Origin of the sequence: Actinospica robiniae DSM 44927 (genome assembly GCF_000504285.1) — a bacterium.
Taxonomy (GTDB): Bacteria; Actinomycetota; Actinomycetes; order Streptomycetales; family Catenulisporaceae; genus Actinospica; species Actinospica robiniae.
The window spans coordinates 1,393,183-1,404,637 of sequence record NZ_KI632511.1; the positions used below are offsets into that span (position 1 = coordinate 1,393,183).

Genomic DNA, 11,455 nt, shown 5'->3' on the forward strand with positions numbered 1-11,455 from the left:
TTGTCTCTACCGATACTTTCAGTACTTGATTTACTGGCCGGGGTGCGGGGCACCCCGGCCGGGGGCGAGGGGGTGGGGCTACTTCTTGGCCTGCTTGCCGAGGGCAAGGGGGCTTGCGGCCTTGCCGAGGATGGTGCGCACCACGGCGGCGACTTCGTCTCGGTCTTCGCCCGGGGCGAGGGCGACCAGGTTGCCGAACGCGGCGTCCTCACCGAGAACTTCGTGGATGGCCTTGAACGCGAGCAGTTCGCGCAGTTGGGGCGACCAGGCGAGGTCGCCTGCGGCTTGGCGGGTGGCGAGGTTGCGGGCGATCTGGACCGCGCGCTCATCGACTCCGAGGCTGACCGCGAGCTCCCAATCGGTGCCGACCTGGATGCGTGTGGCGAACCGGGAGGCGAGGGCCTCGGTCAGGATCGCGCCGTGCACCCCAGGGTTGTGACCAGCAATCACGTAGAAGCCATCGGTCGCGGTGACGGTCTCCCCCCGGTGCTCCTTGACCACGATCTCGCGCCGCCCGTCCATCGCCGGGTACATCGCGGCTAGGACCTTCGGGGAGATCAGGGTGGCGTCGTCGAGGAATAGCGGGCGCCCCTCGGTCATCGCGGTGATCAGCGGACCGTAGACGAACTCGTATCCGCCGTCGGCGCGCATCGTGTACGAGCCGACCAAGTCAGCGACCTGGGTGTCGCCATCTCCGGCGACCAGAATCAGGTCCGGGAACGCTGCTTCCACCAGACTCGTCTTACCCGTGCCGGGCGGGCCTTCGAGCAGTACCGGGATCCCGGCTTCGCGCAGCTTGTGCAGCGCCTGCACATCGGTGAGGTGCTTGCCGAGTGTGCGCGGGTAGTAGAGTTGGCCGTTGCGGCGGCGAATCGCAGTCCCCGGCTTCTCCGCCCGCGCCGGTGCGGCAGGTGTCGCAGGAGCCGGGTTCGCGGGGGTCGTGTTCGCCGGAGCCTGAGCCGATGCCGGTTGCGCGGCAGTGCTGCGGGGCGGCGTCGCCGGGCGGGGCGCAGGGGGCGCGGGACGGTACGGGTTCGGCTGTCGGGCCTTGTAGGTGCGCGGACTGCCGTTGGTCTTGGCTATCTTTCCGTCGGCGGCCAGGGTTTCCAGGGCGTTGCCGACCGCGCCGCCGGAGTGCCCGAGCCGGTTAGCGACCTCTGTGACCGTGAACTCGGTCCCCTCCTCGTCGGCGAGGTAGTGGGCGACCTTGTCCTGCAACTCGCCGGGCCTGCTGCGGGCCCCCGCGCCGGCCTGGCCCGTGGGCGCACCGGTGCCTTGTACCGCGGGGGCGGCGGGCGAGGCGGGTGCGGTACTCGGTGGTGTGGCGGGTGCAGGCGTCGTCGGGGCGAGTGCGGGCTGCGGATTCGGGTCAGGCTCCTCCTCTTCGCCTTCGTCCTCGGGTTCGGGCTCGGGTTCGGCCTCTTCGTGATCGTCGTCGGGTTCGACGTGCTCTGCTGCGTCGTGCTCGGCGGATGCCTCCTGCGCGTCTGATTCCTCGTCGGTTTCGTAGTCGGGGGCGTCGTCGGTTGCCTCGGCGCTGGGCATTTCCGCGAGGCCGTGGGCTCGGAGTATGGCGAGGGCACGGGCGACTTCCGGGGGAAGTGAAGCGGTCTCGGGGGTGAAGGGTGCGGGCGGGGCGTCGTCGAGGAGGGTCATGGCGGTTCGTGGTTTCGTCTTTCGGTTGTGCGGCGGGTTACTGGCGGGGTGCCGGGGGGTCAGGCGGTGGGATGCCAGCCGATCTCGCGCAGGACCGCGCGGGCTTGTTCGGCGGCGTACTGCAGGAGCTTCAGAGCGTGGGCGGGATTGCGTCCGGCGTAGTAGCGCTCGGCGTCGCGCAGGAACCCTCGTGCGTGCAGCGCCTTCCATCCGGGGGATTCGGGCGGGTAGTTGGCCTTGGTCGGCGCAGCGCGGGACAGGTCGATTGCGGTGATGTCGCGTTGCAGGGCGGCGTAGGCGTTCTCGCGCTGCTCGCGGTAGCCGGTGGTCAGGGCTATCGCGTCGCTGACCTCGTCGGCGACCTGGTCGTGCCAGTCGAGGTAGAGCCGGTCGGATTGGGCGTCGGTGAGGGTCGCGATCTCACGGGTCGCTGGCGGGGTGGCGGCGGTCATGGGCGGGGAGCTCTCTCATAGTCCGTGGTGGGCATCGTTGGCGTGGGCGATCAGCAGGTCGCGCACGGTGGGCAGTGCGGCGGCGTCCTCGGGCTCGAGGTTCGGATCCTCGGGATCGACCCCATAGGCCCGGCTCCACTCCACGTCGCCGCACGCTCCCGTGATCAGCCGCCCGGCGCTCACGATTAGGCTGTTGTGGTCCGTGACCGGGCGGGCGCCGTCGAGGATCACCAGCCAGGTCACGTGGCCTAGTTCGAACATCACGGGATCTCCTGCGCGGGGCAGGCGTGCGGCAGGCAGGTGCTCCCAGTCCTTCTCGTGCCGGGCGATTTGCTCGGGGGTCGGGGCAAGGCAGGCGGGCAGGGGCTGGATGGTGAAGGTGTCCTCGTGTACGTGGGCGCCGGTGGGCTCGGTCATGGCGTGCTCCTGCGGAGGGTCGGGGTCAGGCGGGGGTGCCGTCCGTTTCGTGGGCGTAGCGGGCCATGCCGGAGGTGTGGTCGGGCAGAGTCGCAGGGTCCGTGCAGGTCCGGGTGAAGGTCTTGAGGTACCAGGCGGCGTAGGCGCGGGCGCGGCGAGTGTCGGGCTTACCGGGCGAATAGGCGTTGGCGGCGGCGAGGGCCACGGCGGTGAGGATCTCGGTGGGCATCACGGGTTTCCGTTCGGTTCGCGGGAGGTCGGCGGGCGCGGGACGCAGTCCTGCTTGTAGTCGTGCGCGGTCGGGTCGTGTCGTTCGAGGGGCCCGCCTTCGCCGTTGGGGGCGGTGCACAGCGGGCGGCATTTCTCGCCCGGTGCGGCGCCGCATTCCTCGCATGCCGCATCCGGCGGGGTGTAGTCGCATGCGGGGCAGGCGGGCACTGCGGCCATGGCGGGTTCTCCTTTCACTTCCGGCGGCGTGCGTCCGTTTTCGGCATGGCTCGCGCAGGGCTTATGGGCGGGGGGTTGTTTTCCGTTTCGGCGCCGGTGTCCCATTCGGGTTTTCCGTTTCGCCGTTATTCTTATTCTATCTCGATTCCCGGCTTATATCTAGCGAGATATTCGCCATTTCCCTTTCGGATTGCGTCCGGTTCGCGTTTCCCCGCTTGGGGCTTTCCCCCGGGCACATTCAAAATATATCTCGGTGCGGATATAACGTCCAGCCTTTGCCCAGGGCCTCTGCGTTCTCAGTTGATGGACGGGGTGAGGTTCAATGCCGCTCACGGTAGATTGATCATGCGGTGAGTTCGAGGTTTCCCGTGCTGATCCGTCCCGGATGCAGCACTTGGCGTGCCGGCGGGAGGTTGGCGATGCGTAGGGTCGGCGGCCCGGCGTGGCGTACCCCGACATCAGTGGCCTTCTTCACGGCGTACTGGTTGTGACGTGCCCGTTTGACCACGCGCGGGTAGGAACGGTGGCGCCGCTCGCGATGCAGCTCGCGCGGTGCGGTGATCTCCGTGTTGAACCGCTCGAGCAGGGCCGCCAGGCCCTCAGGGGGAAAAGGCCGCCGGATCATCGATCCGGCGGCGGATGATGCGGACCGCGTTGGTGAACTTCACCCGGTCCGGGTCGATGTCCGCCTCGGTCGCGGCCCGACAGATCAGGGAGTTGATCGCATAGTGGGTGAGCAGGTAGCCGTAGAGCTCCTGGATCACCATGTCAGGGCTCTGGGACCGCATGACCTTCCCCGGTCCCCGTAGAACCGTCTTGGCCTGCGCGTTCGCCTGCTCGTGCTCCCACCGCTCGTGATATCCCGCCGCCAGCAGCGCGGCCGGGGCACTGCGCGCATCCAGCAGCGTCGTCAGCAGGCAAAACAGCTCCCGCTCCCCAGCGGTGCCCCGGTCCGCCACCTCGTACTCCACCACCCGAACCAGCCGCGCGCGATCCTCGAACTCCTCCAGATCCGCCCCCGCCCGAGCCGCCGCCAGGACCTGCTCACGGACCTTCGCCGAGGTACGCGACGCGAACACCACCGAGGTGTACGAGCCGTCCCCGAGCTTGGCGACCAGCGGCAGCGCAATCGTGTCACCCAGGCGCCACAGCAGCTCAGCACCCGTCTGCGACGCCTGACACCAGTCGGCGAACGAGTAGAAGTTGCGATCGGCCAACAACAGCATGTCCTGGTCGAGGAACCGGTAGAGCCGACGCGCCGCGGACTGCTCCCCGCTGCCCTTGCCGCCGCACGGCCCCGCGTCCGCGCCGATCGGAGCCCGCGAGCCGCACTCGACCAACGTCACCACCCGCATCTTCGGGAACGCCGACCGGTTGCCGCCCGAACCGGCGTACCCGAAGTACCCCGCGTTCGCCGCACTGTCCGGCACATCCCACTCGAACCCGTCGATCGAGACCATCCGCCTGCCCGCCAGCCACGCCCCCCGCGTCAGCATCCCCGCCACCGGCTGCGCAACCTGCTCGAACACCTCCCGGACCACGTCAGAACCCAGACGCTTGCGCGCCTGGGTGATCCCGCCCGACCCGGGACACTCCCACCCGGCGTCCCAACGCCCCCAATCCTTCAGGACCTCGGTCAACCGGGTCAGGACCTCCTGATAGTCCTCGTCCGCGAACAACGCCATCGCCATCGCGAAATACACCATGACATGCGCCGGAAGCTTCGCATCCGCCCGCTTCGCACCCCTGCCGAACTCCGCCACCGCGTCATCGATCACCACACGCGGCACCGCCGCCGCCAACAACCCGACCGACACATGATCCGTCAAACGGCCCGACAGGCCCTCCACAGCACTATGCGACACCCCCGACCGTAACGCCCCACCAATCACCGCACGAACACACAGGTCACAAGCATGATCCCACTACGCTGAGCGGCATTGGGGTGAGGTTGGCGCGGACGGCTTGAGCTCTGTGGCGGGTTGATGTCAGCCCAGAGGTTTGATGTAGGCGGGCACGGTCCCTGATGATCGTCTGGTTCTCGAGGCCATGCGATCCAAGGAGCCGTGCCCGCGTGTCATCTTCCCTCATCGAGGTCGTGTCCGGCCAGTTGGCCGCAGCCGGGGTGGAGGCGGTGGAGCTTGATGACGGACAGGTGATGGCCTTGATCGAGGTGCTCGGGCTGATCCCGGACCGGCGCCGGGCCCGGGGGCGGCGCTACCGGCTCGGCTTCCTGCTGGCCGCTGCGTTGACGGCGGTGCTGGCCGGGGCGAAGTCCATGGTCGAGGTGGTTCGGCGTACCCGCAGCGCCGACGACGAGTTCCTGTATCGGCTCGGCGCCACCGGCCGGAATCTGCGCCCTGCCGACACCACCTTCGGTCGGGCGCTGAAGGTGCTCGACGGGGACGAGGTGGACATGCTGTGCGGGTCGTGGCTGGCCGGGATGCTGCGAAGCACCGAGCGTGATGCCCTTCGCCCGAGGAACGCCGGCGCCCAGGCCGACGGGGCACGGCTGCCGGTGGCCGCCGCGGACGGCAAGAGCGTGCGCGGCGCGGCAAGGCCCGACGGCACCCGCCCGCACCTGGTCTCGCTCTACCGGCCCGAGGCCGGCTGCGTGATCGGGCAAGTCCAGGTCGCCGACAAGAGCAACGAGATCCCGGCGCTGCCGGACCTGCTCGGCCGGGTCGATCTCACGGGCCTGCTGGTTACCGCGGACGCCTTGCACGCCCAACGCGCCACCGCCGAGGCCGTCGTCGCAGCAGGCGGGCATTACCTGCTGTTCCTGAAGGATAATCAACCCTCGATCCTGCGTCAGGCCCAGGACCTGCTCGCTCCCGGTTCCCACGCCGAGCACGAGCGGGCCGGCACGAGCGCCGAGACGTTCGATATCGGCCACGGGCGGCGGGAGAGGCGCATCACCCGCACCGCGCCGTGCGACGGCATCGACTTCCCGCACGCCGCACAGGTCATCCGGATCACCCGCCGTCGCGCCGTAGGCAAGGCGCCCGGGGCCGGGACCAAGGAGGTCGCCTACGCGATAACCAGCCTCACCTCCGAGCAGGCCGGGCCGGTCAAGCTCGGCCAGGCCGCCCGCGAGCACTGGGGCATCGAGGCAATGCACCACATCAGAGACGTGACCTGGCGCGAGGACGCCAGCCGGATCCGCACCGGCAGCACCCCGCGCGTCATGGCCGGCCTCCGCAACCTCGCACTCGCGCTACTCAAGCTCCTGGGTTGGACCAACATCGCAGCCGCCACCGACCACATGCGCGACCACCGCAACGACACCCTCGCACTCCTCGGTCTCAGCCACTGAGAACGCAGAGGCCCTGAGCCTTTGCCATTCCTCTAAAAGCGTCGTTGTTCTGATGGCCTAAGACCGTTTTCAAGACTCTTTAGGGGGCGCGGCTCTGAAAGCGTCGTAGCGCGGGTGGTCTACCTCTGGATCGTTGACGGGTGTCGGGTCGAGAACTTTGCGTGAGTTTCCCGGCTAGTTCCCGAGGCCGCTGCGCTGGCCGCCGTGGGGCGGGAAAATGGTGTGGCGTCCGTCCGGGACGCCGGTTTCTCTATGGTGCCTTCGAGCCCGTCGGCTAGTTTGGCGTCGGGAGCTGCTGACAGGATCAGTGGATTGTTGCCTCGAGCACGCAGATCAGACTCTTTAGCCCTGTAGCTCCCCCGGACGGTCGCGCCGGTGTTCGCTGTGACCGTCCGGGAGGGGATGTGGAAGTACTGCATGCGCGGTGCGCCGCGCTTGATATCGGCAAGAAGGAACTCAAGGCCTGTGTGCGTCTGCCGCCGGTTTCCGGCCGCAAGGCCAGACGCCAGGAGATCCGGACATTCGCCACCACGACCGGCGCGCTGCTGGAACTGCGCGACTGGCTCGTCGGGCAGGAGGTCTCGCTGGTGGTGATGGAGGCAACCTCCGATTACTGGCGCAGTCCGTTCTACCTGCTGGAAGACGCGTTGAACGTGATGCTGGTCAACGCCGCGCACGCCAAAGGCCTGCCCGGGCGCAAGACCGACGTCGCCGACGCCGCATGGCTGTGCCAGCTCGGCGAGCACGGCCTGCTCAAGCCCAGCTTCGTGCCGCCGGAACCGATTCGCGAACTGCGCGATCTCACCCGGTACCGCTCCACCCTGGCCGCCGAGCGTACCCGCGAGGTCTCACGGCTGGAGAAGGAGCTGGAGGACGCCGGGATCAAGCTCTCGGCGGTGGCCACCGACATCCTCGGTGTCTCCGGACGCCTCATGCTCCAAGCACTGATCGACGGCGAGTCCGACGTGCACGTGCTCGCCGAGATGGCCAAGGCCCGGATGCGCGCGAAGATCCCGGACCTCGTCGCGGCGCTGGAGGGCAACTTCCGAGAGCACCACGCCTTCCTGTGCCGCATCCACCTCGGCCGCATCGACCAGATCACCGCCTCGATCCTGGAGCTGTCCGCACGGATCGAGGAGGCGATGCGCCCTTTTGCCCGTCAGCTTGAGCTGCTCGAGACGATCCCCGGCATCGGCCGCTCGGGCGCGGAGGTCATCATCGCCGAGACCGGCGCCGACATGACCCGGTTCCGCACCGCAGGGCACCTGGCCTCGTGGGCCGGGACCGTTCCGGGCCACCACGAGTCCGCCGGCAAGCGAAGACCGGCCGCAACCCGACACGGCAACCGCTGGCTCGCCGCCGCGCTGGGCATCGCCGCGCTCTCGGCCTCGCGCACCAAAGACACCTGGCTCGGCGCCCGCTACCGCCGCCTGATCGGACGGATCGGGAAGAAGAAGGCCCTGGTCGCGCTGCAGCACTCCATCCTGACCGCCGTCTGGCACATGCTCAACAGCGACGTGCCCTACGCCGACCTCGGCGCCGACTTCTTCGACCAGATCAATCCCGAACGGGCCAAACACCGCGCCATCGCCCAACTGCGCCGCCTCGGCTACCACGTAGAACTCACCTCGGCCGCCTGACCCCACACCGCCCGCCAGCCGGTCCGGCAAGTGAACGCCGAACCGGCACTCCGGCACGCCAGGATCAAGGTTGACCTGCGTTCATTTTCAGATCAGCCGTTCCGGGCGCCGTACGGCGCGGCCATGAACGCGTGGCGTGCAGTTTCACGCAAGGGTGTCACCGCCGAGCCTCGGCCGGACACCACGGGTAACGGCATGGGCTGACAGGCTGCCACAGCGGCATAAGGTAGTGGTCGGACTGGCCGCAGTACGAGAGCGACGACAGGGAAGGCCGAGAACCAGGCGGAGAAGGAAAGGGCCGTGAGAACCAGGGCGAGCGAAGACAAGAGCTGAGTAAGCTAACCGGGCCGGCATCAGGACAGAAGTACACGGGGTGGGCCGCCGGCCACGTTAATCGGAAGGCTGACTCATCTGTAGATTAAGTCTGGTCGTCGAAGCGCCGTCACCCAGGCGTTTGACCAGCGGGCATGGCTGGGAGGCGGTCCTCCGCTTGTAAGCACGGGGAATGGCGGAGGACGAATCGGAGCATGAATCGGAGGGGCCGATGGCGACGTGCCTGCCGCAAGAGGCTGACAGGGCGGGCATGGCGATCGGTGCGCGCCTGCTAGATCCGGTCGCTATACGGGGCTGGTGGTCGGCTGGAGACGGAGGGCCGCGGCGCTTTTCCGGACTACGGAGTGCGCGAGTGGTGCTGATCTCGTCGGCTCCAGGTCGAGCGGGTTGGAGACTGTCAGTTGCCCATCGCAGCTTGTCGATGGGGATTCTGCAGCGTCCGCGGACAGCGGCCTTCAGCGAGCCTGCTGGGCGGATTCGGTCGGCGAGCCGGTCAGCGGGATTTCTTGATCATCTTTCGGCGCGTCGCGCGGCCTGCACTGAAGATATTGATTTACTGATCCGATGCCAGCCGTCCGTGCGGGCGGGAGCTTTATCGATGCGGCGGCTGCCGCGGAGGTGAAAGGCCATGTCGGTTTGGTCCCGAAAGAGCGCGGCCACGCTCGGAGCGTGCACCCTGGCGGCCGGGTGCGCGCTGGTGAGCGCACCCGCTGCATTCGCGGCAGAAAGCCCGCGGATCCCGGACGATATCAAGGCCGCGATCAACTCGATGCACCTGAACGTGCAGGTGAACGACGGCTGGGAGGCGGTGACCGGACCAGCTTCGAGCATCAACGACGTGCGGGCCGTGGCGACCGCCGACCATTTCGGCACCATCGCCGATTACACCGGGTCCGATGAAACGGGGCGCGCCATCCTCATCTTCACCGGAAACGATCACGACGCTGTGGGCTTCAGGGTCAGCGGTGCCACCTTCAGCAGCGAAGCCAACGACACCGACCAGCCCTGGTACGTCTACGAGGATAACGACACGCTCGACGCGATCGCCCCGGCGGGCACGGCGGAGAACATCCCTCCCGTTGACATGCAGGAGTCCAGCACGCGCGAACGTAGGGCCTTCCAGCCCATCGACCTGATCGGACCCGTTTTTGCATGACCGTCCCGGCAGGGGCGCGACGGCCGCACCCTCGCTGACCAGCGGGCCGGAGGAGCCCGGTTATCCGACACTCATGGCGAGTTTCGTGCCGTAGTCCGGTCAACAGGCCGGTGTTTCCCGCCGGCGCGGCCGATGGCGATCGAGCGGGGCGCGGCGGGCGTTTCCAGTTCGGCGTAGTCGGCGGGGTTGGCCAGCAGTTCGCAGGCGCCGCGCGTGTCGAGCACGGGGTGCCCGACACGCGCGGCGCGCCCGTCGAGGTCGAGGATGGAGCGGGCGGGCGGTCGGGGCCGGTTTCACAGGGAGCTCTGTAGGCTCTCAAGGGATCTTGCGGCGGGCTGCATCCTGATCTGGCCTGATGCTCGGCTTCTCGCGAGCCTTGCGGCTTCGGTTTCTCAGTGACCTGTCGTCTTCTTCATCCTGTCGCGCTTCGATGGGTGCGCTGTGCGACGATGGCGGGGTTTGCCTCAGCTTCGTGTTCGGAGGTTCGGTCTGAGCCGGGCCCGTCCTGGATGCGGCCGGCGATGAAGGCCTGCACGAGAGGGCGCTCGTCCCCTCGTCGTGTGGCCATGAAGATCCGGCTTTCGTAGGGAGCCGCGTCGAGTTCGAGCTTCCGGACGCCCGCGGGCAGCAGCGCCGTGACACTGTCGGGGGCGATGGTGATGCCGAGGCCGGCGGCGACCATGGCGATGACGGTCTGCCAGTCGGAACACTCTTGGGCGGGCTGGACGTCGATGCCCGCGTCTCGCAGCGGCTGCGTGTTCACGGCGAACGCATGCGTCCCGGCCTCACGGGGGTAGAGGATCAGCGGGTCCGCCGCGAGCGCCGCGGGGGTCACCCGCGGAGCGTTCGCGGCCGGATGGTCTTGCGGCACAAGGGCGACGAACCGCTCGACGGCCAGCGGGTGCAGGGTGATCCCGGCGCGCTCCTGCGGGTCGCGGATGATCCCGACGTCGGCCGTGCCCTGTTCCAGAGCGGTGAGCACCTCGGCGGTGAAGCCGTCGCGCAGTCTTACCCGGACCGCGGGCAGGCGGCGGGAGAACGCGCGCACCAGTTCGCCCGCCAGGGTGGTCGCGGAGGTGATGAAGGCGACGTCGAGGCGGCCGGCCTCTCCACGCCCGATCCGGCCGGCCTCATCGAGGTCCGCGGCGAGCCGGTCGAGCAGGTCCCGGGCCCGGGGATGGAAGGCCGCTCCGGCCTCGGTCAGCCGGACGCTGCGCGAGGTACGTCGGAACAGGTCGACGCCGATGATCGTCTCCAGTGCTCTGATCTGCTGCGACAGCGCGGGCTGGGCGATGTGCAGGCGCTCAGCGGCGCGGCCGAAGTGCAGTTCCTCGGCCACGGCCAGGAAGTAGCGTAGATGGCGAAGCTCCACCCGGTGATCCATACACGGAGCCTATAGATATGGCCTGCACCGTGTATTGGACGTATGGGTGGGTGAAGCGGGACGCTGGCGGGACCTGCCTCTCGAGCCGAAAAGAACCCCTGATGTCGCACACGACTGCCCCTGCCGTGATCTCCTCGATCGCCTCCCCAGCGGATGCGGACGCGTTCCGCGAGCTCAATGAAGAGTGGATCTCGCGCCTGTTCACCCTGGTGCAGGAGGACCGGGCCGTGCTCGCGGACCCCTTCGGCCGCATCCTCGCCCGGGGTGGCGACGTGCTGGTCGCCCGCGAGACGGCCGAGGGCCCCGTGCTCGGATGCATCGCGCTGCTTGCCCATCCGGGCGCGGTATTCGAGGTGGCGAAGATGGCGGTGGCGCCTGGCGCGCAGGGGCGCGGCCTCGGCCGCCGCCTGCTCACGGCAGCCATCGAACGTTCGCGCACGCTCGGAGCAACGCGCATGTTCCTCGGCACCAACAGCAAGCTCGGCCCGGCCGTCCACCTCTACGAGCAGGCCGGATTCGTCAGGATCACCCGCGACCGCCTCCCCGTGGCCGACTACTACGCCCGCGCCGACATCCTCATGGAACTCGGCCTCTAGGCCGGGCCACCGCGGCTTCACGCCGCACGCCAAAGCCGCCCTCATCTCAGCGATCTGA

Annotated in this window: 12 protein-coding genes; 4 read left to right on the top strand and 8 right to left on the bottom strand. The window is 68.5% G+C overall.

Annotated elements, in window-relative coordinates:
* Window positions 1–78: 78 nt before the first annotated feature.
* The 7 genes from ACTRO_RS06005 to ACTRO_RS06035 all read right to left on the bottom strand — a co-directional run bounded on the left by ACTRO_RS06005 (window position 79) and on the right by ACTRO_RS06035 (window position 4,864).
* Window positions 79–1,656 carry an AAA family ATPase gene (locus ACTRO_RS06005; protein WP_211244116.1) on the bottom strand — a complete coding sequence of 526 codons (1,578 nt, stop codon included), beginning with the start codon at window positions 1,654–1,656 and terminating at the stop codon, window positions 79–81.
* Window positions 1,657–1,715: 59 nt separating this feature from the next.
* On the bottom strand, window positions 1,716–2,108 hold the full coding sequence (locus tag ACTRO_RS06010; protein WP_034261827.1) for a hypothetical protein: 393 nt from the start codon (window positions 2,106–2,108) through the stop codon (window positions 1,716–1,718).
* 15 nt (window positions 2,109–2,123) lie between these two features.
* Window positions 2,124–2,525, bottom strand: a complete 402-nt coding sequence (locus ACTRO_RS06015) for a hypothetical protein (RefSeq protein ID WP_034261830.1) — start codon at window positions 2,523–2,525, stop codon at window positions 2,124–2,126.
* A gap of 25 nt (window positions 2,526–2,550) precedes the next feature.
* Window positions 2,551–2,754 carry a hypothetical protein gene (locus ACTRO_RS06020; protein ID WP_034261833.1) on the bottom strand — a complete coding sequence of 68 codons (204 nt, stop codon included), beginning with the start codon at window positions 2,752–2,754 and terminating at the stop codon, window positions 2,551–2,553.
* Window positions 2,754–2,972, bottom strand: coding sequence for a hypothetical protein (locus tag ACTRO_RS06025; RefSeq protein WP_034261835.1), 219 nt, complete (start codon window positions 2,970–2,972; stop codon window positions 2,754–2,756). Before ACTRO_RS06025 ends, ACTRO_RS06020 begins: the two co-directional genes overlap by 1 nt.
* Window positions 2,973–3,315: 343 nt before the next feature.
* Window positions 3,316–3,597 (bottom strand): hypothetical protein, encoded by a 282-nt coding sequence (locus ACTRO_RS48635; protein WP_051450305.1) that lies wholly within the window; start codon window positions 3,595–3,597, stop codon window positions 3,316–3,318.
* Window positions 3,572–4,864 (bottom strand): IS4 family transposase, encoded by a 1,293-nt coding sequence (locus ACTRO_RS06035; protein WP_425394854.1) that lies wholly within the window; start codon window positions 4,862–4,864, stop codon window positions 3,572–3,574. Before ACTRO_RS06035 ends, ACTRO_RS48635 begins: the two co-directional genes overlap by 26 nt.
* 182 nt (window positions 4,865–5,046) lie before the next feature.
* Here ACTRO_RS06035 and ACTRO_RS06040 point away from each other — a divergent pair, with 182 nt between their 5' ends.
* The 3 genes from ACTRO_RS06040 to ACTRO_RS06050 all read left to right on the top strand — a co-directional run bounded on the left by ACTRO_RS06040 (window position 5,047) and on the right by ACTRO_RS06050 (window position 9,417).
* Window positions 5,047–6,288, top strand: a complete 1,242-nt coding sequence (locus tag ACTRO_RS06040; protein WP_051450303.1) for an ISAs1 family transposase — start codon at window positions 5,047–5,049, stop codon at window positions 6,286–6,288.
* Window positions 6,289–6,692: 404 nt separating this feature from the next.
* Window positions 6,693–7,928 carry an IS110 family RNA-guided transposase gene (locus ACTRO_RS06045; RefSeq protein ID WP_034261837.1) on the top strand — a complete coding sequence of 412 codons (1,236 nt, stop codon included), beginning with the start codon at window positions 6,693–6,695 and terminating at the stop codon, window positions 7,926–7,928.
* 1,030 nt (window positions 7,929–8,958) lie between these two features.
* A complete protein-coding gene (locus tag ACTRO_RS06050) occupies window positions 8,959–9,417 on the top strand; it encodes a hypothetical protein (protein WP_157435818.1) in 459 nt (152 codons plus the stop codon).
* 412 nt (window positions 9,418–9,829) lie between these two features.
* Here ACTRO_RS06050 and ACTRO_RS06055 read toward each other — a convergent pair whose 3' ends face one another.
* Window positions 9,830–10,801: a LysR substrate-binding domain-containing protein gene (locus ACTRO_RS06055; protein WP_084316002.1), complete on the bottom strand. Its 972-nt coding sequence runs from the start codon at window positions 10,799–10,801 to the stop codon at window positions 9,830–9,832.
* 101 nt (window positions 10,802–10,902) lie between these two features.
* Between ACTRO_RS06055 and ACTRO_RS06060 the strand changes: the two genes are divergently transcribed.
* Window positions 10,903–11,397: a GNAT family N-acetyltransferase gene (locus ACTRO_RS06060; RefSeq protein ID WP_034261844.1), complete on the top strand. Its 495-nt coding sequence runs from the start codon at window positions 10,903–10,905 to the stop codon at window positions 11,395–11,397.
* The last annotated feature ends 58 nt before the right edge of the window (window positions 11,398–11,455 follow it).

Bases quoted from the DNA above. Each gene is read 5' to 3' on its own strand.
- ACTRO_RS06025 (WP_034261835.1), bottom strand. From the start codon at position 2,972: ATGGCCGCAGTGCCCGCCTGCCCCGCATGCGACTACACCCCGCCGGAT.
- ACTRO_RS06060 (WP_034261844.1), top strand. From the start codon at position 10,903: ATGTCGCACACGACTGCCCCTGCCGTGATCTCCTCGATCGCCTCCCCA.
- ACTRO_RS06005 (WP_211244116.1), bottom strand. From the start codon at position 1,656: ATGACCCTCCTCGACGACGCCCCGCCCGCACCCTTCACCCCCGAGACC.
- ACTRO_RS06010 (WP_034261827.1), bottom strand. From the start codon at position 2,108: ATGACCGCCGCCACCCCGCCAGCGACCCGTGAGATCGCGACCCTCACC.
- ACTRO_RS06020 (WP_034261833.1), bottom strand. From the start codon at position 2,754: ATGCCCACCGAGATCCTCACCGCCGTGGCCCTCGCCGCCGCCAACGCC.
- ACTRO_RS06055 (WP_084316002.1), bottom strand. From the start codon at position 10,801: ATGGATCACCGGGTGGAGCTTCGCCATCTACGCTACTTCCTGGCCGTG.
- ACTRO_RS06015 (WP_034261830.1), bottom strand. From the start codon at position 2,525: ATGACCGAGCCCACCGGCGCCCACGTACACGAGGACACCTTCACCATC.
- ACTRO_RS48635 (WP_051450305.1), bottom strand. From the start codon at position 3,597: ATGATCCGGCGGCCTTTTCCCCCTGAGGGCCTGGCGGCCCTGCTCGAG.